The organism is Streptomyces sp. NPDC111628 (assembly GCF_055635195.1).
Genome location: NZ_JBVKBZ010000004.1, coordinates 447,428 through 468,861, shown reverse-complemented (window position 1 = coordinate 468,861; position 21,434 = coordinate 447,428). Strand labels below are relative to the sequence as shown.

The window sequence follows — 21,434 nt, the reverse complement described above, 5'->3', positions numbered from 1 at the left end:
ACCATGGGGGAGGTCAGCAGTGACTCAACCGCCGAAGAGCAGCGCGGCACCGCCGCCGGACACCGCGCCGCGTCGTACCGCCTTCGCCGAGGGCGTGGACCGGCTGCGCGCGGCGGCGGTCACCGAGCCGGGGCGGCTGCGCATCATCGGCGCGCTGCTCGCCGTGCTCGTCGTCGCCTTCGGCACCGTCACCGCCTGGCAGATGAACGAGCGGGCCGCGGCCGCCGACGACGTGCTGACCCGCAGCCAGCCGCTCAGCTCCGCGGCGGCCGACATCTACCGCTCCCTCGCCGAGGCCAACACCGCGGCCTCCAGCGGCTTCCTGGCCGGCGGCCAGGAGACGGAGGACTCCCGCACGCGCTACGACAACGGGATCCGCGCGGCCGCCGAGGGGCTCGTGACGGCCGCCGCCAACTCCGAGCCGAAGTCGCCCGCGGCGACGACCATCGCGAAGCTCAACCGCCTGCTGCCCGAGTACAAGGGCCTGGTCGAGCGCGCCCGCACCTACAACCGGCAGGGCTTCCCGGTCGGCGGCGCCTATCTGCGCTACGCCAACGAGAAGATGCAGAAGGAGATGCTCCCGGCGGCGGAGGACCTCTACAAGAAGGAGAACCAGCGGCTGGGCGCCGACTACGGCGACGCCAAGCCCTACCCCTGGGCGGCGATCGCCCTCGGCGTCGTCCTGCTCGCCGCGCTGGCCTGGGCCCAGCACCGCACCTACCGGCGCACCAACCGCGTCCTGAACCACGGGATGGTCGCGGCGACCGCCGCCTCCGCCGTCGTGCTGCTCTGGCTGGTCGTCGGCCACGGCGTCGCACGGTCGAACCTGACCGACTCCCACGAGCACGGCGTACGCTCCCTGAACGCGCTGAACGAGGCCCGCATCGCCTCCCTCAAGGCCCGGGGCAACGAGAACCTCACCCTGGTCTCCCGCGGCGCGGAGACGACCAAGGTGGGCGACAAGACGTACGACTCCTACGACCTGGCCTTCGGCAAGAACATGGACAGCCTCGGCAAGGCGCTGGCCGAGGCGGGGCGGCTCGCCGACGACACGGCGGGCGAACAGCCCGTCGACACGGCGAACGGCAACATGACGGAGTGGAAGAAGCGCCACACCTCGGCCCGTACGCAGGACGAGAACGGCAACTACCAGCAGGCGCTGAACCTGGTGATCGGCGGCGACGGCGCCACGGTGGAATGCTTCGACGGCGTCGACGCCGCGCTCGCCACCGCCCTGAAGCACGAGAAGGCTGAGTTCGAGCAGGCGGCGGGCGACGGCCTGGACGCGATGCGCTACCTGCCGCAGGGCGCGGGCGTGCTCGCCGCGCTGGGGGCGGCCGGGGCGCTCATAGGCATCGGCCGCAGGCTGTCGGAGTACCGGTGAGGCGGGGTGCGGGCCCGGCGGGCCGGTGGGAAGGGGTGCCCGTGCGGCCCGTGGAGGCAGGAACCGTGGAAGGGGGCGTGAGGATGCGAGCGGGACGATTGCGGACCGGCCTGAAGGGCTGGGGCGGAGTGGGGACGATGGCCTTCGCCTGCGTCCTCGCGGTGCTGGCGGCCCTGCTCCTGCCGGCGGTCCCCTGGCACGACGGAGGCGGAGACGGCGGCGGTGGTGCGGTGGGCGACGGCCACGGCACCACCGGCGGCAGCCAGGCGCGGGCCGCGCAGGAGTGCACCGACCCGGAGAAGCAGACCCTTGCCCCGTCCGGGGACGACGGGCCCACCATCGACGAGATCCGCGCCCGCGAGGGCGAGAAGCGCAAGCTGATCGTCGGCGTCGACCAGAACAGCTTCCGCTGGGGCTACCGCGACCCGAACAGCGGCGGCGACGCCGAACTGGAGGGCTTCGACATCGACCTGGCGCACCGGATCGCGAAGGACATCCTCGGCGACGAGGACGCCGTGCAGTTCAAGGCGATACCCACCGACCAGCGCGTCCCCGCGATCCAGGACGGCCGGGTGGACATGGTGGTCCGCACGATGACCATCAACTGCGACCGGCTGGAGGACGTCGCGTTCTCCGCCCCCTACTTCAGGACCGGCCAGCAGGTGCTGGCGCCCAAGTCCTCGAAGATCACGGGGTACAACGGCACGCTGGCCGGCAAGGAGATCTGCACGGCCGCGGGTTCGACTGCGCTGAGCACGCTGGAGCAGGACCAGAAGGACGGCAGGCTCGCCGAGGGCGTCGACCTGCGCACCACCGTCCCCAACCAACTCGACTGCCTGGTACGGCTCCAGCTCGGAGAAGTCGACGCGGTGGTCACCGACGGCGCCCTCGCCGCGAGCCAGGCCGCACAGGACCCGACGGTCGAGCTGAAGGGCGACGCCTTCACGACCGAGTACTACGGCGTGGCGATGAAGAAGGACGCCGACGATCTGGTACGCCGGGTCAACCGGGTCCTCGAACAGTGGCGCGCGGACCAGGCCGACGGGTGGCAGCACTCGTACGAGGAGTGGCTGTCGGAGACCATGGACGACCCGGCGAAGTCGCTGCCGCCGAACCCGCAGTACCTGCGCGGGAGCTGACCGGCGGCCGCGCAGGCGAAGACAGAGCACACGCACGGCACACGCAAGTCCGCGACGGCGAGAGGTGATCGATGGGCGACACGGGACCCACCGGGCCGGTGATGGACCGGGACGAGGTGGACCGTGCGCTGGCGCGGCTCGGCGCGGAGCACGAGGCGATCGAGACCTCGCTCCTCGCCCTCCAGGACCACGCGGGCCGCAGACTCCTCGAGGGCGCCGAGCTGACCGGCGTCACCGCCGAGCGGTGGAGCGCCGCGGAGGCGTCGATCACGCTGCTGTGGACCTACTTCGACGCGTACGCGGGCGCGCTGCGCTCGGCCCGGGAGATCCGCTCCCGGCGCCGCTGGTCCAGCCGCGAGGACCTGGTGGAGCTGACGGAGCTGCTGCGCGGCGAGGCCGTCACGGTGGCCTCGGGTGCCGCCGCCACCGCCAACGCGCCCACCCTGCACGGCGGTCCCGGCCGGCTCAGCGAGCGGTACTCGCTGGTGACGCTGGTGGACCGGATGAACCTGCTCTACGCGACCTCCCTGGACATGGTGGTCGCCGCGGACGCGGTGTGGTCGGCGCTGCCCGCCCGGATCGATTTACTCGCCGCCGAGCTGCAGCGCACCCGCAAGCTGGCGCACTCCGTGGGCGTGCGCCCGGGCGAGCACCCGGCGGGCGACGACCTGGAGCGGATCACCCGCACCCTGACCCGGCTGCGCGAACAGGTGATCTCCGACCCGCTGGCCTTCTGGACGCCCGCCCAGGGCAGTTCGGCACCGGGCGGCGGCCGTCCGGACACCACGGTGTACGACCGGGAGGCGCGCGCCCTGGAGGAGGTGCGCCGCGAGATCGACGCGGTGCTGGCCGTGCGCCAGGACGCCGAGCAGCGGATCGTGCGGCTGCGGGACGTGCTCTCGCGCGCGGACCGCACGCTGGCCGAGGCCCGCACCGCGCGCGGCGAGGTGCTGGCGAAGATCGCCGCGACGGAGGTGCCGGTCGTCGGCGGGCCGCCGATCGTGCTCCAGGAGCAGCTGGCGGCGGCCGCCGAGTACCGCAGGCACGCCCAGTGGCACCGGCTGTCGCCGCTCCTGGAGTCCCTGGAGGAGAAGGCGGAGGACGAACTGCTGCGGGCCCGGGAGTCGTTGACGGCGGTCACCGCGCCGCTCGCGGTCCGTGCCGAACTGCGCGGCCGGCTGGACGCGTACAAGGCGAAGATGGCCCGGCTGGGCCACGCCGAGGACCCCGAGCTGGCCGAGAAGTACGAGAAGGCGCGCCGCATGCTGTGGAGTGCGCCCTGCGACCTGCGCGTCGCCGAGCAGGCCGTGCTGCGCTACCAGCACGCGGCGGCCGAACTGCTCGGCACCGTACGGCGCGTGCCCGGCCAGGGCGGACCGGTGGACCGGACGGGACCCGGCGCATGAGCGATCACCGGCCCACGGGCGGCAACCGGCGCGGAAGCGAGAAGGGGGAGGCAGCGTCATGAGTGAGGCAGGGCGGACGTGTCAGCGTCCCGGCTGCGGCGGGACCTACGAGGACATGGGCGGCGGCGAGCTGTACTGCGACACGTGCGGTCTGGCGCCGGTCGTCGCGGCGGGCGGAGCGCTCGGCTCCACGCCGACCGGCGTCGCCGGAGACGGCGGGGGCGGGGGCCGCGGCTCGCGCGGGTCACGCGGTTCGTCGGGCAGCGGCGGTTCCCGCTCCAGCGCGCGCAGTTCGCGCACGTCGTCCCAGTCGTCACGCTCGTCGAAGTCCCGGCGCTCGGTGTCCGGCAGGCTCTCCCGGGCGGTCTCGGGCCGTTCCACGGGGCGTTCGGTGTCGGTGCGCAGCTCCGGTTCGGCCGCGGGTTCCACCGGGCGCGGGCGCCTCGGCGTCGGGCTGGTCGAGGTACCGGCGGTGCCGCGGCCCGACCCGCGCGAGATGGTCATGGACCACCCGGAGGTGCCCGAGCGCAAGCGCTTCTGCTCGCGCTCGGACTGCGGGGCGCCGGTCGGGCGGTCGCGCGGCGAGCGGCAGGGCCGCACGGAGGGCTTCTGCACCAAGTGCGGCCACCCGTACTCGTTCGTGCCCAAGCTGAAGTCCGGGGACGTGGTGCACGGCCAGTACGAGGTGGTGGGCTGCCTCGCGCACGGCGGCCTCGGCTGGATCTACCTCGCCGTGGACAAGGCGGTCTCCGACCGCTGGGTGGTCCTCAAGGGCCTGCTGGACACCGGCGACCAGGACGCGATGGCGGCGGCGATCTCCGAGCGGCGCTTCCTCGCCGAGATCGAGCACGCCAACATCGTGCGGATCTACAACTTCGTCGAGCACCTCGACCAGCGCACCGGCTCCCTCGACGGCTACATCGTCATGGAGTACGTCGGCGGCAAGTCGCTCAAGGAGATCGCCAACGCCCGGCGCTCCCCCCAGGGACGGCGCGACCCGCTGCCGGTCGAGCAGGCCTGCGCGTACGGCATCGAGGCGCTGGAGGCGCTCGGCCACCTGCACAGCCGCAAGCTGCTGTACTGCGACTTCAAGGTCGACAACGCCATCCAGACCGAGGACCAGCTCAAGCTCATAGACATGGGCGCGGTGCGCCGCATGGACGACGACGAGTCGGCGATCTACGGCACGGTGGGCTACCAGGCTCCTGAGGTCGCCGACGTCGGCCCGTCGGTGGCGTCCGACCTGTACACGGTCGGGCGGACCCTCGCCGTGCTGTCGTTCGACTTCCAGGGCTACACCACCGTCTACGCGGACTCGCTGCCGGACCCCGACAGCATCGAGGTCTTCCGGCAGTACGAGTCGTTCTACCGGCTGCTGGTGCGGGCCACCGACCCGGACCCCGCCCGCAGGTTCGCCTCCGCGCAGGAGATGGCGGAGCAGCTGACGGGCGTGCTGCGCGAGGTGGTCTCGCTCCAGACGGGCCGCGCGAGGCCCGCCGTCTCCACCCTGTTCGGGCCCGAGGTGCGGGTGACGGACACGGAGTTGTTCCCGCGCCTGCACGGCGAGGTGTCGCGGCTGGGGGCCCGGGCCCCGCGTACGAGCGGACGGCGGGGCGGCTCCGGTGCGGCCCTGCCGGGCGGGGCGGGCGCCGCGCCCGCGCTGCCGGGCGGGTCCGGTCCGGCCGTGGGCGCACCGGGCGGGACCGTCGCGCACGCCCCGCCGGCCGGCGCGGGTACGGAGGCGGGCGCGGCGGGCACGCCGCTGTCCGCGTCCGGGGGTGCGAGCGCCTCGCTGCCGGGTGCGGTCAGCACGGTCGGCGGCCTCGGCGGTCTCGGCACCGGCGGCTTCGGCCTGGTCAAGGATGCCGACGCGCCCACCGCCTCGCTCGCGCTGCCGGTCCCCCGGGTCGACGCCGGTGATCCCAACGCGGGCTTCCTGGCGGGCCTGATGGCGTCCGCGCCGGCCGAGCTGCTGACCGCGCTGGCCGCCGCTCCGGCACCGTCGACCGAGAGCCGGCTGCGGCAGATCCGGGCCCGGCTGGAGAACGGCGACACGGCCGGTGCCCTGGAGGCGCTGGAGACCTTGGAGGGTGAGCGCCCCGACGACTGGCGGGTGGTCTGGTACCGCGGTCTTGCCGCGCTGGTGACCGGCGCCCACGAGGACGCCGCGCTCGCCTTCGACGCGATCTACGACGCCTTCCCCGGCGAGATCGCGCCCAAGCTGGCGCTCGGCCTGTGCGCGGAGGTGCTGGGGCAGCTCGACAACGCCGCCGAGTACTACCGGCTGGTGTGGTCCTCCGACCCCAGCCACGTCAGCGCGGCCTTCGGTCTGGCCCGGGTGCAGCTGGCCGCGGGTGACCGGGCGGCGGCCGTACGGACGTTGGAGTCGGTGCCGGAGTCGTCCGTCCACTGCACCGCGGCGCGCGTGGCGGCCGTCCGGGCGCGGCTGCGGCAGCGCACCGCGGCCGCGGGCGACCTGCGGTTCCTGGACGACCTGATCGCCGCCGCGCGGCAGGTCGAGGCGCTGGACGTGTACGGTCTGGATCCGGCGCGGCGCGAGCAGCTGTCGGCCGAGGTCCTCGGTTGCGCGCTGGACTGGGTACTCTCCGGAGGTCGGGGTTCCGTCCCTCCCGCCGCCGGGGGACGGACGCTGCTCGGCAGCGGCCTGGACGAACGCGGCCTGCGTTTCGGCCTGGAGCGTTCGTACCGCACGCTGGCCCGGCTGGCGCGGGGCGGCGAGGAGAGGATCGACCTGGTGGAACGTGCCAACCGTTACCGCCCCCGGACGTGGGTGTAGTTGATGTCGCAGATGCCCCAGCAGGCCGCTGTGCCGAAGTGCCCGAGCTGCGAGGAACCCCTCGAGTCGGGTGACCGGTTCTGCGGTGCGTGCGGATACGACCTGTCCGTCGTGCCCGCGCGGCCCGAGGACAGCCCGACCCTGGCCATCGACGGCGCGGTGCCCGCGCCGGACGGCGTGGACTGGCCGGTGGCCCGGGACTCGGACGGCCACGGCCACCCCGCCCCGGTGCACGCGGCGGCCGAACTGCCGGGCACCGACTCGGGCGGCTCCCCGCTGCCGCCGTCCCCGCCACCGCCCACCGCGCCGCCTTCGGCACCGGCGGCACCGACGGCACCGGCGGCTCCCGCGGCACCGTCCTCGGCACCGGCGGGTTCACCCGCGCCCGGGGTGCGGTTCGACCGGCCCGGGGAGCCCGACGAGTACCCCTTGCAGGCGCCCGACCCGCGGCTGACCGCCGAACAGGCCCCGGCCCCCGAACCGGCCGCGGCTCCCGGACCGCCCGCACCGGCCGCGGCCGAGAAGGTGTGCGTGGCCTGCCGCGCGGGCCGGGTCGACGACGACGGCTACTGCGAGAACTGCGGGCACGCCCAGCCCCGCGAGCGCGACCACATGGAGCAGGAGTCGGGCCCGATCGCCGCCGTCAGCGACCGCGGCCTGCGCCACCACCGCAACGAGGACGCGTTCTCGGTGGGCTGCACCGCGCTGCCCGACGGCGCCCCCGCCTCCGTGGCGATCGTCTGCGACGGCGTGTCCTCCGCGACCCGCCCCGACGACGCCTCCCTCGCCGCGTCCCGGGCGGCCGGCGAGCTGCTGCTGACCGCCCTGCCGCGCGGCACCCACCCGCAGCAGGCCATGCACGACGCCATCCTCGCCGCCTCGCACGCCGTCAACGCGCTGGCCGACGAGCCCGCCACCGCCCGCGAGCAGGCCCCGCACCAGAACGCGCCCGCCTGCACGCTGGTCGGCGCCGTGGTCACCGCGGGTCTGCTGGTCGTCGGCTGGGTCGGCGACAGCCGCGTCTACTGGGTCCCGGCCGACCGCGCCACGCCGCCCGCCCGGCTCACCGAGGACGACTCGTGGGCCGCGCAGATGGTCGCCGCCGGGCTGATGAACGAGGCCGAGGCCTACGCCGACGAGCGCGCCCACGCGATCACCGGCTGGCTGGGCGCCGACGCCTACGAACTGGAGCCGCACACCGCGTCCTTCAAGCCGGACCGCGCCGGTGTGGTCGTGGTCTGCACGGACGGCCTGTGGAACTACGCGGAGTCCGCCGAGGAGATGGCCGAGGCCATGCCCCTGGACGCCGCCGACCGCCCGCTGCACGGCGCCCGCGTTCTGGTCGGTCACGCCCTGGACGGCGGGGGCCACGACAACGTAACAGTGGCCCTCCTGCCGTTCCCGGCCCCGCCGCAGGGGGCAGGATCGGCCTGAGGCCCCCGCACGGGTTCAGGTGGAGGGGCGGCCTCGCGGACCGCAGGGGGCGGTCCGCGCCAGCAAGCCAAGACCCCCACCGCTGTGGGGACGTAGAGGGGGATGCGATCCGGCATGGCCAATTTCTCGAAGTCGAACGTGCCGCAGTTCGCGGTGGACGTCTACCAGAACGAGTACCTGCCCGAGGGCGGGCGTGAGGTCAACGCGATCGTCACGGTCACCGCGACCGGCGGCGGCACGGTCGGGAGCGCGGTCGCCGCGCCCCACCTGTACTCCCCCGGCCAGGGGCCGTCCGCCGCCGTGGCGTTGATGGTCGACTGCTCGGGCTCCATGGACTACCCGCCGACCAAGATGCGCAACGCCCGCGACGCCACGTCCGCCGCGATCGACACCCTGCGCGACGGCGTGCACTTCGCCGTGGTCGGCGGCACCCACGTGGCCAAGGAGGTCTACCCGGGCGGCGGCCGGCTCGCGGTCGCGGACGCCACCACCCGGGAACAGGCCAAGCAGGCGCTGCGCCGGCTGAGCGCGGGCGGCGGCACCGCGATCGGCACCTGGCTGCGGCTGGCCGACCGGCTGCTGTCCACCGCGGACGTCGCCATCCGGCACGGCATCCTGCTCACCGACGGCCGCAACGAGCACGAGTCGCCGGAGGACCTCAGGGCCGCGCTCGACGCCTGCGCCGGGCGTTTCACGTGCGACGCCCGGGGCGTGGGCACCGACTGGGAGGTGAAAGAAGTCACAGGGATCGCCTCCGCCCTGCTCGGCACCGCCGACATCGTCGCCGATCCGGCGGGCCTGGCCGCCGACTTCACGCGGATGATGGAGACGGCCATGGGCAAGGAGGTCGCGGACGTCGCGCTGCGGCTGTGGACCCCGGTCGGCACCACGGTGAAGTTCGTCAAGCAGGTCGCCCCGACGGTCGAGGAGCTGACCGCCCGCCGCACCGAGGCGGGGCCGCGGGCCGGTGACTACCCCACCGGTTCCTGGGGCGACGAGTCCCGTGACTACCACGTCTGCGTCGAGGTACCGGCCGCGGACCTCGGCCAGGAGATGCTCGCCGCCCGCGTCTCCCTGGTCATCCCGGAGCCCGACGGCAGCGTCCAGAACCTCGGCGCGCAGGGTCTCGTACGGGCCGTGTGGACCGACGACATGACCGCTTCCACGTCGATCAACCCCCAAGTCGCCCACTACACCGGGCAGGCCGAACTGGCACAAGCCATCCAGCAAGGGCTCGATCTACGCAAAGCGGGAGACATCGACGGAGCAACGGCCAAACTGGGCCGCGCGGTTCAGCTCGCGGGAGTCTCCGGAAACGCGGATACGGCGAAACTGCTTGCGAAGGTGGTGGACGTGGTGGACGCGGCGGCAGGTACTGTGCGACTGAAAGCGAAGGTCGAGGAGGCCGACGAGATGACTCTCGAGACCCGGTCGACCAAGACTGTTCGTGTGAAGAAGTGACGCTCAACAACCGCGCGACACGCCCGCAAGAGAGGGAAGCTCCGACATGCCGACCTGCCCGAACGGACACCAGTCGGGTTCCGACGACTGGTGCGAGGTCTGCGGTCACCGCATGGCCGGTGCCGTGCCGCCCCCTCCGCCGCCACCGCCCCCGGGCGGCGGCTACGGCTTCCCGCCGCCCGCCGGTCCGGGCGGACCCGGCGGGCCCGGTGGCGGTCCCGGTGGCCCGGGCGGCGAGCCGCAGTTGTGCCCGCAGTGCCGCACGCCGCGTGAGGGCGGTGCGCCGTTCTGCGAGGAGTGCCGGTGGAACTTCCTGACCAACACCGCCACCTCGTACACCCCGGCCGCCCCGCGCCCGCCGGCGTCCGGTGGCCCGGCGCCGCACTTCGGGCAGCCGCCCGCGGGTCCGTCGTACGGCGGCGGTGACTCGTACGACTACCAGGGCTCCCGCCCGTCCCAGGTGAACCGCCCCGCAGAACCGATCCCCCCGGGCCCGTCGCCCTTCGGCTCCGACCCGTCGGGCCGCGGTGGCCCTGGCGGTCCCGGTGGTCCTGGCGGCCCCGCAGGCGGTCCCGGCGGCCCCTTCGGCCCTGGCGGACCCGGTGGGCCCGGAGGTTCTGACCGGCCCGGTGGGCCTGGTGGGCCTGGTGGGCCTGGTGGTTTCGGCGGGCCCGACGGACCCAACGGTGCCGGCGGTTACGGCGGGCCTGGCGGCCCGGGTGGCCCCAACGGTCCTGGCGGCCCCGGTGGGCCCAACGGTCCCGGTGGTTTCGGTGGTCCTGGCGGCCCCGGTGGGCCCAATGGTCCCGGTGGTCCGGGCGGCCCCGGCGGTTTCGGCGGGCCCGGTGGTCCCAACGGCCCCGGTGGTCCCGGCGGCCCCAATGGTCCCGGTGGTCCCGGTGGTCCCAACGGCCCCGGTGGTCCCGGTGGCTTCAACGGCCCGGGCGGCTCCGGCGGTCCGGGCGGCCCCTCCGGTCCTCCGGCCCCGCCCGGTTTCGGCAGCGATCCGTCGCGTCCGGTCCCGCCTCCGCCCGGCCCCGTCCCGCCCCCGCCCGGTGGCGCCGGCGGGCCTGGTGGTCCCGGCGGCCCCGGTGGAGCTCCGCAGGGGTACCAGGCCGGTCCGCCGGCCCCGCCCGCCTTCCCGCAGGAGGCCAACCGCCCGCCGCAGGGCGGCCCGTCCTTCGGCGGCGGCGACGACTGGGTGCTCTCCCCGCCGACGTCCGGCGCGCCCGGGAGTCCCGGCGGCTCGGGCCAGGCCCAGGGCGGCGGCTACGGCTACCCGCAGCCCGGCGCCACCCAGGCACCCCCGCCCGGCCAGGGCTTCGGGCAGCAGCCGCAGCGGCCCCAGCAGCCGACCACCTGGTCGGCGACGATCGGTCCGGACCGCGAGTACTTCATGGCGATGATGCAGCGCTCCGGCCCCGAGGCCGCGGGCCTGAACCTGCCCGCGTACTCGCCCGAGCAGCAGCGCACGCTCACCGGCAACCAGATCACCATCGGCCGCCGCAGGCACTCCACCGGCGACGTCCCGGACATCGATCTGGCCGTGCCGCCGGAGGACCCGGGCGTCTCGCACCAGCACGCGGTGCTGGTGCAGCAGCCGGACGGCAGCTGGGCCGTGGTCGACCAGAACTCGACGAACGGTACGACGGTCAACGGCGGCGAGGAGCCGATCCAGCCCTTCGTGCCGGTCCCGCTCCAGGACGGCGACCGCGTGCACGTCGGCGCCTGGACGACGATCACGGTCCGCCGGGGATAGCGCGGGAGGCGGTCTCCGTCAGGCGAACGGCCAGGCGTACGGCCCCTCGGGGTCGTCCAGCCATGCCCAGGCCCGTTCGCCGCTGACGGTGATGCCGTAGCGCTCGCGGCGCGGGGCGTCCTCGCGGTCCCAGAGCGCGTACGCCTCCTGCGGATCGAGCCTGCCCCGGCTCAGCGACAGCAGGAAGCGGAACAGGTCGTCCTCCCGGGCCCGCCGCGGTACGCCGCCCAGACCCGGTGTCTCGGGCGCGGCGCGGTCCGCGCCGCGCAGCGGTACGAAGTACGCGGGCGTGTGCAGGAAGCGCCCCTCGGCGTGCTCGGCGTCGCGGACGGTGAGGACGACCAGGCCGGTGGCCAGCGGGGTCAGGATCCGGCCGCCGGGACGGCACTGGGCCGGCCAGGCGCGCGGCACCGAGGGCAGCGTGCAGGTGGCGAGGATCCGGTCGTAGGGGGCGCGTTCCGGGACGCCGCGGGCGCCGTCGCCCGTGACGACGGCCGGACGGTACCCGGCGGCGTCCAGGTGCCGGCGGGCCGACTCGGTGATCTCGGGTTCCAGGTCGACGGTGGTGACCAGGTCGTCGTCGCCGAGCCGGTGGGCGAGCAGCGCGGCGTTGTAGCCCGTCCCGGCGCCGATCTCCAGGACCCGGTCGCCGTCCCGCACGTCCAGCTCCACCAGCATCATCGCCATCAGCGAGGGCTGGCTGCTGGAGGAGAGCAGTTCGCCGTCGCGCATCCGGGTCGCCAGCGGGGCGTCGGCGTACGCGCCGCGCACCCAGCGCTCGCGGGCGCCCGGGTCGGGGTCCTCGCCCCACCGGCGTTCGTAGCCGCCCCGGACGCCGACGTAGTAGTACGGCACGAAGAGGTGGCGCGGGACCTCCCGGAACGCCTCCCGCCACACCGGGTCGGCCGTCCAGGCGCCGCTCAGCTCGATCTCCCGCACCAGCTCCGCCCGCGCGGAGGCGGCGAGGCTGTCCAGGTCCTCGTACCCGCCCATGCCTCCACAGTACGGGCCGGGCGGGCCGCGGGCAGGGTCCCTGGACAGGACCCCGGAGCGGTCCTAGGTCTTGAGTCCTATGCCCCCGGGTCTGAGACCATGGACGGCGTGAATGAGATTCGGCGCGGCACGCTTCAGGAGCAGACCTTCTACGAGCAGGTCGGCGGGGAGGAGACCTTCCGCCGACTCGTCCACCGCTTCTACGAGGGGGTCGCCGAGGACCCGATCCTGCGGCCGATGTACCCCGAGGAGGACCTGGGCCCGGCCGAGGACCGCTTCGCGCTGTTCCTCATGCAGTACTGGGGCGGCCCCACGACGTACAGCGACAACCGCGGCCACCCGCGGCTGCGGATGCGGCACGCCCCCTTCGCCGTCGACCGGGCCGCGCACGACGCCTGGCTGAAGCACATGCGGGTCGCGCTCGACGAGCTGGGCCTGTCCGAGGAGCACGAGCAGACGCTGTGGAAGTACCTGACGTACGCGGCGGCCTCGATGGTCAACACCCCGGACTGACCGGTCCCGGCGTCCGTCCCGTCGTCCGATTCCGTCGTCGAACCCCTGACTGACGGGCGCATTCCGGTCAGCCGACGCCGGATTCCGGTCACAATCCGGTCAAGTCCAAGTCCCAAGCGCTTACTTCCGTACCTCCTCCTCTGACAACATCCCGGAGAGGTCTGGACAACAGCGGCAGGGGGCCGGGTGGCGGGGTACGGGGGGCTCATGGGGTTCGTGCTGCTGCGGGCGCGGGCGCACCGCCTGCTGCTGGCCGCGGCCCTGCTCACCGTCCTGCTGACCACCACGGTGCTGGCCACCCTGACCGCCTACTCGGGCGCCGTCGGCGACGCGGCCCTGCGGCACTCCCTCGCGGACTCGCGCACCGGGGCCGACGCCGCGCTGATCGTGAAGGCGGACGTACCGGCGGCACAGCGGTCGGCGGCGGACGCCACCGTGCGCGAGGGCGCCGCGAAGACCTTCGACGGGCTGCCGCGGACGGTACGGACCCTGGTGCGCTCGGGCCCGTACGCGCTGCCCGGCTCCCTGCGGCCGCCGACCGAGCGGTCCGGCGACCCCGATCTGACCTTCTTCGCGGCGCTCGACCCGACGCAGGTCCGCGTCGACGAGGGACGGCTGCCCGAGGACGGGGGCGGGGACGAGGGCTCCGAGGGCGCGGTCGAGGTGGCGGTGCCGGTGGCCGCCGCCGAGCGCATCGGCGTCGGTACGGGTGACCGGCTCACCCTCACCGACCGGCTCGACGGCCCGGCCGTGGACATCGTGGTGAGCGGCCTGTACCGGCCGGTCGACACCGGGTCGCCGTACTGGCGCCTCGACGACCTGGCCGGGCGCGGCCTCCAGCAGGGCGGCTTCACGACGTACGGGCCGCTGCTCGCCCCGCCCGGTGCGCTGAGCGGTGGCCGGGTCAGCGCGGGGTCGTCCGGATGGCTGGTGACGGCGGACTACTCGTCGCTGACGACCGGGCGGACGCAGGCCCTCGGGGACGCGGCCCGGGACGGCCTGGCGTGGCTGCGCGAGCAGCAGGTGCTCAGCGGCACCACCGCGGCGACCACCGAACTGCCCGCGATCCTGGAGCGTCTCGACCGTTCGCTGGAGGTGTCCCGTTCCACCCTCCTGGTCATCGCGTCGCAGTTGGTGCTGCTCGCGGGCGGCGCGCTGCTGCTGGTGGCGCGGCTGCTGAGCGTCGAGCGGGCGGGCGAGCTGCGGCTGCTGCGGGCGCGCGGCGCCTCCCGGGCCCGGCTGGCGGCCGGATCCGCGCTGGAGGCGCTGATGCTGGCCGTGCCCGCGCTGGTCTGTGCGCCGCTGCTGGCCGGGCCGTTGGTCCGGCTGCTGGCCGGGCAGGGGGCGCCGGCCCGGATCGGGCTCGGCTGGGAGCCGACGGCCGGCGGCAGCGGCACCGTGTGGCTGGTGGCGGCGGTCGCGGCGCTCGGGTGCACGCTGGCGGTGACGCTGCCCGCGCTGACCCTCGCGCCGGAGGCCGGCGGCGGACGGCCCCGGGCGCTGCCGGGGTGGCTGCGGGCCGGCGCGGACGTGGGTCTGCTGGTGATCGCCGGTATCGCCTACTGGCAGCTGGACCAGCAGACCTCCGCCGCCGGGACGGGCGACGCCGACGCCCCGGGCACCCTGGGGGTCGATCCGCTGTTCGTGGCGACGCCCACGCTGGCGCTGCTGGCCGGGACGGTGCTGGCGCTGCGGCTGCTGCCGCTGGTGGCGCGGCTCGCGGAGCGCCGGGCGGCGAGCGGGCGGGGCCTCGCGGCGGCGCTGGCGGGCTGGCAGCTGAGCCGCCGTCCGATGCGCGGGGCGGGTCCGGTGCTGCTGCTGGTGCTCGCCGTGGCGCTGGGCACGATGGCGATCGGGCAGGGCGCCTCGTGGTCCCGGTCGCAGGACGACCAGGCCGACTTCCGCACGGGGGCGCCGATCCGGGTGCAGGCCTCGGGCACGCCGGGGCCGGGCCGCACCGACCTGGTCGCGGGCGTCACGGGTGTGGCGGAGGTCGCCCCCGCGGCCCGGTCCGAGGTCTCCCTGTCAGGCGACCGGACGGCGACGGTGCTCGCGCTGGACACCTCGCACGCGGCGGGCCTGATGCTGATGCGCCCCGACCTGGCCGACGCGTCGCCGCGCGGGCTGCTGTCCGGCATGGCGCCGGAACAGCCGTCGAAGGGCGCGACGATCCCGGCGGGCACGGCCCGGCTCACGCTGGCGGCGACCCTGGCCGTCCCCGGCCTCGACCCGGCCTACGTCGGCTCCCGGTCGGCGGACGTGACGGTCACCGTCGAGGACCGCTGGGGCAACCCGTACCGGCTGGCGGCCGGTTCCCTGACCGCCGACGGCCGGGAGCACACCCTCGACATGGACGTCTCCGCGGGTCCGCTCACCCTGACCGGCGTCGAGTTCACGGTGGTCCAGCCCGGCGGCGAGAGCGAGGAACACCGTCTGACGGTACGGCGGGTGACGGCCACGGCCGCCGACGGGACCGCCCGGCCGGTGCCGCTGCCGGACGCCTGGACGGCCGGCTCGGAGCTGGCACCGCCGTCGGTCACGCCGGACGCGCCGGGCGCCCCGTCCACTCCGCGCCTGCTGAAGTCGGGTCCGCTCGCCGTCGAGTACGCCACGGGCTACTCGGAGGCCGGCAGCTGGAAGATCACCACGCTGACCGTGCGGCTGCGGGTCGCGCAGCCGAAACCGGCCGAGGTGACCGCCGTGGCCACCGACCGCTTCCTCGACTCCTCGGGCGCGAGCACCGGGCAGCGGGTCACGGTGCTGATCGGCGGCCACGACGTCCCGGTGCGGATCGTGCGCTCCGTGCGCGAGCTGCCGGGCACCGGGCCCGAGACCCCCTCGGCGCAGTTCGGCGGTGCCCTGCTGGTCGACCTGCCCGCGGTCAACCGGCACCTGCAGAGCAAGTACGGCGCCTCCGTCGCGCCCACCGAGTGGTGGCTGCGGACCGGGCCGGGGAAGACCGACGAGGCGGCAGCCGGCCTGCGGGCCTTCCCGGACACCGCACCGGCCCAGGTACTGGTGCGCGACGAGGTCGCCGAGCGGCTGCGGGACGACCCGTTCGGCGCCGGTCCCGGGGCCGCGTTCGCCGCGGCGACCCTGGTGGCGGCGGCGCTCGCGGCGGTCGGCTTCGCGGTGAGCGCCGCGGGGTCGCTGCGCGAGCGGGGCATCGAGTTCTCCGTACTGCGTGCCCTGGGCGCCTCGCGCCGCCGGCTGGCCCGCACGGTCGCCGCCGAGCAGGGCGTGCTGACCGGCCTCGCCCTGCTGACCGGCGCCGCCCTGGGCGCGGTCCTGACCCGGGCGGTGATCCCGCTGACCGTACTGACCCCGCAGGCCACCCGCCCCGTGCCGGACGTGCAGGTGGCCCTGCCGGGTGACCGCATCGCCCTGCTGCTGGCCGGCATGGCCGTCGTCCCGCTCCTGGTCACCGCGGCACTGGCCCTGCGCCGCACCGACACGACGGTGACCCTCAAGGACCACGGAGGTACCGGACGGTGAACCCCGTGACCGCCCCGCCACCGGCCGAGAGGGCCGCCACCGTGCCCGTGACCGCCACCGTGCCCGTGACCGGCGCCGCACGGGCGCCGCGCCGCGCACACACGGCGGCGGCCCCCGAAGGACAGGGAGGTACCGGACGGTGAACCGCGTGACCGCCCCCTGGGTGCGCACCCGGCTGCGGGCCGCCCCCGGCGCCGCCGTCGCGCTGGCGGTATTGGTGGCGCTGACCGCGTGCCTGGCCGCCGCGTTCCCCCGGGCGCTGGACCGGTACACGGACGCCGGTCTGCGCCAGGCCGTCGAGCGCGCCCCGGTCGACGAGAGCAGCATCCTGGTGACCGCGGGTCCCGATCTCGACGGAGGCGTGGCCCACACGGAGGAGAGCGTCCGGCCCGAACGCCTCACCGAGCTGTACAGGTCCACCCTCGACGTGGTCGAACGGCCGCTCGTCATCGACGGGAAGCGGTCCTCCTACGGCGTCCGCAGCACCAACACTCTGCCCTCGCCGGACAAGTGGCTGCCCCGGCCCGACGGCCTCCCCGCGGAGATGCTCCTCGCCGCCCCGCACGGTCTCGCCGACCACACCCGGCTGAGCTCCGGCCGGCTGCCCGAGGTCCCCGGCGGGGAGGCGAGCATCGAGACCACCGAGGTGCAGGCCGCGGTGACCGAGGAGACGGCCCGCACGCTGCACATCGAGGTGGGCTCGGTCATCCACGTGTCGGCCCACCGCGACCTCACCGTCCGCGTCACCGGCATCGTCACACCCGAGGACGCCGACAGCCCCTACTGGTCCGTCGACTCCCTGTTGCGCGGCCCTTCCCTGCGGCGCGTGCCGGGACCGATGGGAGCCGCCAACCCCTCCTACTGGGTCGGCGGTCTGCTGCTCGCCCCCGAGGCGGCGCCCGCGCTGCTGGGCGCGACCCCCACGGTCCGCTACTGGCACCTGACCCCCTCCCCTGACGCCCTGCACAGCCGCGACCTCGACGGGCTCGCCTCCGCCGTGGCCTCCCTGGAGTCCGGTCCCGGCCTGGAACGGCTGCACACGACGATCAACCCGCTCACCGACGTCACGACGGGACTCGACGCCGCCTTCACCGCGTACGAGGAACTCCGCGGCGACATCGGCCCGCTGGTCGTCGTCGCCGCGTCGGGCGCGGGCACGGTCGCCGCCGTGGTCCTGCTGATGGCGGGCGGTCTGGCCGCCGAGCGGCGCCGCGCCGAACTGGCCCTGCTGCGGGCCCGCGGCGCCTCCGTACGGGGCATGGTGGGGCGGCTGCTCGCCGAGACGGCCGTCGTGGCCGTGCCCGCGGGCGCCCTCGGGTTCGGCGCGGCCCTGCTGGCGCTGCCCGGCGCCCGGCCGCTCCCCGCCCTCTGGGCCGCCGTCGCGGTCACCGCCGTGGCCTGTCTCGCGCTGCCGCTGCGGGCCGCCGCCGCCCACCACGCCGTACGGATCCACGACGGCCGACGCGACGTGGCGTCCGCGCGTGCGTCCCGGCGCCGTACGGTCGCCGAACTGACCGTCGTGGTCCTCGCGCTCGGCGCGGTCGAGATGCTGCGCCGGCGCGGGGCGACGGACGGCGCCGGTGACCTGGTGGCGGTGGCCCCGGTCCTGGTCGGGGTGATCGCCGCGCTGGTGCTGGTGCGCCTGTACCCGCTGCCGCTGCGCGGGCTGGCCCGCCCGGCCAGGCGGCTGCGGGGCGCCGTCGGACCGCTCGCGCTGGCCCGGGCGGGCCGTACCTCCGCCTCCGCGGTGCTGCCCCTGCTCGCGCTGTTGACCGCGTTCACCGTGGCGGCGTTCGGCGGGTCGGTCCTCAACGGCGTGGCCGACGCCCGCGACCGGGCGGCGCTGCTCTCGGTCGGCGCCGACGCCCGGGTGGAGGCGGAGGCCGCGCTGCCCGCCGGGCTGACCGGCCGTCTCGGGCAGGCGCCCGGGGTGCGGGAGGTCACCGAGATCGGCCTCGACTACCAGGCCAGGATCCAGGACGGCCGCCAGTCGCTGCCGCTCGCGACGGTGGACCCGGCCGACTACGCGGTGCTGGCCGGGCGAACGGGCCTCGGTGCCTTCCCCGCGGGCGAGCTGGGGCGGCCCGACGGCGCCGAGGGCGGCTCCGAGGACGCCGTCCTGCCGGCGCTGGCCTCCCCCGCGGTCGCCGAACGGCTGGGCAGCGGCACTTTCCAGGTGCGGCTGGCCGACGGCACCCTCGCCACCCTGCGGATCGTGCTGGTCCGCGACCGCACTCCGGCCGTGAACGGCGACGACTTCCTCGTCGTGGACCGGGCCGGACTGCCGGCCGCCGCCACCCGGCCGAACGTGGCGCTGCTGACCGGCGGCGACCTGGACGCGGGCGCGGTGCACCGGGCGGCGGACGACGCGGGCAGCGTCCACCTGCGGTCCGAGAAGCGCGACACTTACGTGGACTCCCCGTTGCAGTCCGGCGGGGAGCGCATCTACACGGCCGCCGTGGCCGCCGCCGCCGGATACGCCGCCCTGGCCCTGCTGCTGTCCCTCGCCGGCGCCGCCCCCGAACGCGCCGCGCTCCTCGCCCGGCTGCGCACCATGGGCCTCACCCGCGCCCAGGGCCGCCGCCTGCTGGTCCTGGAGTCCCTCCCGCAGGCGCTGCCCGCGGCTCTGGGCGGCATCCTGACCGGCTGGGCCGCCGTACGCCTCCTCTCCCCCGGCATCGACCTGACGACCCTCGCGGTCCCGGCCACGACGTCCCCGGCGGGGCGCGCGGAACTGAGCGCCGACCCGTGGTCGCTGGCCGTCCCGGCGGTGGCGGTGCTGGTCCTGGCGGTGGGGGTGGCGGCCGTCCAGGCGTGGTGGTCGGGCCGGCGCGGAGCGGTGGCGGAACTCAGGGCGGGCGACGCGCGGTGAGGGCGCGAACGCAGACACGGCGGACCGCGGACGCGGACACGGAGGAGACCCGATGACGACCGACCCCACCCTCGCGGAGCTGGCCGACCGCGCCACGGCGTCCCGGGACCGGCCCGCCTACGGGCACGATGCCCTGATCACCTGCGACCGCCTGGTCCGGATCTTCAGCGCGGACGGGGTGGAGGTGCAGGCCCTGCAGGGACTCGACCTCCTGGTCCGGGAGGGCGAGCTGATGGCCCTGGTGGGCGCCTCGGGCAGCGGCAAGTCCACGCTGATGAACATCCTGGCCGGTCTGGACACGCCCACCGCCGGGGCGGCCCGGGTGGCGGGGCGCGACCTGCTCGCGATGACGGCGAAGGACCGCCTCGCCTACCGCCGTACGGTGGTCGGCTTCGTGTGGCAGCAGACGTCCCGGAACCTCATGCCCTACCTGACGGCCGCGCAGAACGTGGCGCTGCCCATGCAGCTGTCCGGCACCGGCGGACGCCGGGCGGCGCGCACCGAACGCGCGCTGGAGCTGCTGGACCTGATGGGCATCGCGGAGTGCCGCGACCGGCGCCCGCAGCAGATGTCCGGCGGGCAGCAGCAGCGGGTCGCCATCGCCGTGGCCCTCGCGGGCAACCCGTCCGTGCTGCTCGCGGACGAGCCGACGGGCGAGCTGGACTCCCACACCGCGGAACAGATCTTCGCCGCGTTCCGCACGGCCAACGAACACCTGGGCACCACGGTCGTCATCGTCACCCACGACCAGGCGGTGGCCGGCGAGGTCCGCCGTACCGTCGCCATCCGCGACGGCCGCACCTCCACGGAGGTCCTGCGCCGCAGCGAGGTGGACGCCGAGACCGGCCACGAGACGGTGGTGGCCCGCGAGTACGCCATGCTCGACCGCGCCGGCCGGCTCCAGCTGCCCGCCGACTACACCGCGGCCCTCGGCATGCGCGACCGCGTCGCCCTGGAACTGGAGAGCGACCACATCGCCGTACGCCCCGACGACAGCGAACCCCAGCACTGAGCGGCCGGGGCGGCCCGGGCGGCCTCAGCGCACGCTGATGCCCAGGGCCCCGGTCCCCGCCCGCCGCAGCGCGACGGACCCGAAGGGCGTACGCAGCCGCAGCCACGCACCGGAGGACAGCAGCTTCGGCGCGCCCTCGTCCGAGCCGGAGCCGGCGCCGGCGCCGGCGCCGAGGCGCGAGTCGTGACCGGGGCCGGAGGCTCCGCGCGGCCGCAGGAACCCGAGCGACTGGGCCGCGTGCACGGCCCGCACCGGCAGCCCGGTCTCCCCGACGGTCCGGGACCAGATCTCCCGCCCGATCCGGTCCAGCTCGGCCCGCGTCCTGTCCTCGGGGGCCAGCTCCCCCGTGCGCGTACGGAACTCCGCCACCGCGGCGGCGACCAGCGCGCGCAGGGCGTCCGGGGCGGGCAGCCCCGCCTCGGTCCGCCAGCCTCCGCGCGGGGGCAGTACCCCGGCCCAGGGCGGCCCGGTCACCGCGTCCGGCACGCCGGAGGTGGCCGCCTGCTCGTCCACGGACTCGAGCAGTTCACCGGCGGAGACGGTCACGTCGAGCGTGTCGTCGAGCGCGTTCTCGTACGGCTTGGCCAGCCGCACCGCGCGCACCGCCAGCACCTCGAAGGAGGGCGGCCGGCCGAACACGGCCAGGGCCGTGCCGGCCGCCTGGAGGCGTACCGCGGCCGAACGGTCGTAGTGGAGCAGCCGGGAGAGGAAGGCCGCGAGATCCGCGGCCTCCCCCTCGTCGGCGAGGTGGAGCACCGTCATGCGGCGACGGCCTCCTCCTTGGCGTCCGTGTACTCCTGGAGGAACTCCCGCTCCTCGGCGGTGAGCCGCCGGGGCCGCTGGGCCTCGAAGTCGAACGGCACGATCACCGTGGAGGCGCGGACGTAGACCACGTCCCCGTCCTTGACCTCGTAGGTGAGGGTGAAGGAGGCGGCCCTGATCTCCGTGACCCACAGCTCGATGTCGACCGGGTGGTGCCGGTGGACGAGCTGCCGCTTGTAGTCGATCTCATGGCGTGCCACCACGGACCCCTGCTTGAAGTCCTTCTCCGGGCGGAACAGGAAGTCGATACGTGCCTCCTCCAGGTAGCGGAGGAAGACCACGTTGTTGACGTGGCCGTACGCGTCCATGTCCGCCCAGCGCAGTGGGCAGCGGTAGATGTGCCGCAA

Annotated in this window: 14 protein-coding genes; 11 read left to right on the top strand and 3 right to left on the bottom strand. The window is 75.3% G+C overall.

Features of this window, described 5'->3' with window-relative positions; translation table 11 throughout:
• Positions 1-19: 19 nt before the first annotated feature.
• From ACZ7MF_RS24095 to ACZ7MF_RS24065, 7 genes are all read left to right on the top strand, one after another.
• A complete protein-coding gene (locus ACZ7MF_RS24095; RefSeq protein WP_471479640.1) occupies positions 20-1,384 on the top strand; it encodes a hypothetical protein in 1,365 nt (454 codons plus the stop codon).
• Positions 1,385-1,467: 83 nt separating this feature from the next.
• Positions 1,468-2,523, top strand: a complete 1,056-nt coding sequence (locus ACZ7MF_RS24090) for a glutamate ABC transporter substrate-binding protein (RefSeq protein WP_471479638.1) — start codon at positions 1,468-1,470, stop codon at positions 2,521-2,523.
• Positions 2,524-2,594: 71 nt separating this feature from the next.
• Entirely contained in the window at positions 2,595-3,929 is a 1,335-nt protein-coding gene (locus ACZ7MF_RS24085; protein WP_471479636.1) for a coiled-coil domain-containing protein, read from the top strand.
• Positions 3,930-3,987: 58 nt separating this feature from the next.
• Positions 3,988-6,726: a serine/threonine-protein kinase gene (locus ACZ7MF_RS24080; protein WP_471479634.1), complete on the top strand. Its 2,739-nt coding sequence runs from the start codon at positions 3,988-3,990 to the stop codon at positions 6,724-6,726.
• 3 nt (positions 6,727-6,729) lie between these two features.
• Entirely contained in the window at positions 6,730-8,160 is a 1,431-nt protein-coding gene (locus ACZ7MF_RS24075) for a PP2C family serine/threonine-protein phosphatase (protein WP_471479632.1), read from the top strand.
• A 114-nt stretch (positions 8,161-8,274) separates the two neighbouring features.
• Complete coding sequence (locus ACZ7MF_RS24070) at positions 8,275-9,621, top strand: vWA domain-containing protein (RefSeq protein WP_361000334.1); 1,347 nt, start codon at positions 8,275-8,277, stop codon at positions 9,619-9,621.
• A 46-nt stretch (positions 9,622-9,667) separates the two neighbouring features.
• Entirely contained in the window at positions 9,668-11,380 is a 1,713-nt protein-coding gene (locus ACZ7MF_RS24065; RefSeq protein ID WP_471479631.1) for an FHA domain-containing protein, read from the top strand.
• Between the two features lie 18 nt (positions 11,381-11,398).
• On the opposite strand, the gene ACZ7MF_RS24060 is transcribed toward ACZ7MF_RS24065, so the two are convergent.
• Complete coding sequence (locus tag ACZ7MF_RS24060) at positions 11,399-12,373, bottom strand: methyltransferase domain-containing protein (RefSeq protein ID WP_471479629.1); 975 nt, start codon at positions 12,371-12,373, stop codon at positions 11,399-11,401.
• 99 nt (positions 12,374-12,472) lie between these two features.
• Between ACZ7MF_RS24060 and ACZ7MF_RS24055 the strand changes: the two genes are divergently transcribed.
• From ACZ7MF_RS24055 to ACZ7MF_RS24040, 4 genes are all read left to right on the top strand, one after another.
• Entirely contained in the window at positions 12,473-12,886 is a 414-nt protein-coding gene (locus ACZ7MF_RS24055) for a globin (protein ID WP_471479628.1), read from the top strand.
• A gap of 207 nt (positions 12,887-13,093) precedes the next feature.
• On the top strand, positions 13,094-16,381 hold the full coding sequence (locus tag ACZ7MF_RS24050; protein ID WP_471479626.1) for an FtsX-like permease family protein: 3,288 nt from the start codon (positions 13,094-13,096) through the stop codon (positions 16,379-16,381).
• A 139-nt stretch (positions 16,382-16,520) separates the two neighbouring features.
• Positions 16,521-19,253, top strand: coding sequence for an FtsX-like permease family protein (locus ACZ7MF_RS24045; RefSeq protein ID WP_471479624.1), 2,733 nt, complete (start codon positions 16,521-16,523; stop codon positions 19,251-19,253).
• A 52-nt stretch (positions 19,254-19,305) separates the two neighbouring features.
• Complete coding sequence (locus ACZ7MF_RS24040) at positions 19,306-20,265, top strand: ABC transporter ATP-binding protein (RefSeq protein WP_471479622.1); 960 nt, start codon at positions 19,306-19,308, stop codon at positions 20,263-20,265.
• Between the two features lie 24 nt (positions 20,266-20,289).
• Here the strand turns inward: ACZ7MF_RS24040 and ACZ7MF_RS24035 are convergent, their stop codons facing one another.
• Together ACZ7MF_RS24035 and ACZ7MF_RS24030 are read right to left on the bottom strand one after the other, a co-directional pair.
• On the bottom strand, positions 20,290-21,027 hold the full coding sequence (locus tag ACZ7MF_RS24035; protein ID WP_471479620.1) for a DUF8185 domain-containing protein: 738 nt from the start codon (positions 21,025-21,027) through the stop codon (positions 20,290-20,292).
• Positions 21,024-21,434, bottom strand: a complete 411-nt coding sequence (locus tag ACZ7MF_RS24030; RefSeq protein ID WP_356861210.1) for an acyl-CoA thioesterase — start codon at positions 21,432-21,434, stop codon at positions 21,024-21,026. The genes ACZ7MF_RS24035 and ACZ7MF_RS24030 overlap by 4 nt, the downstream gene beginning before the upstream one ends.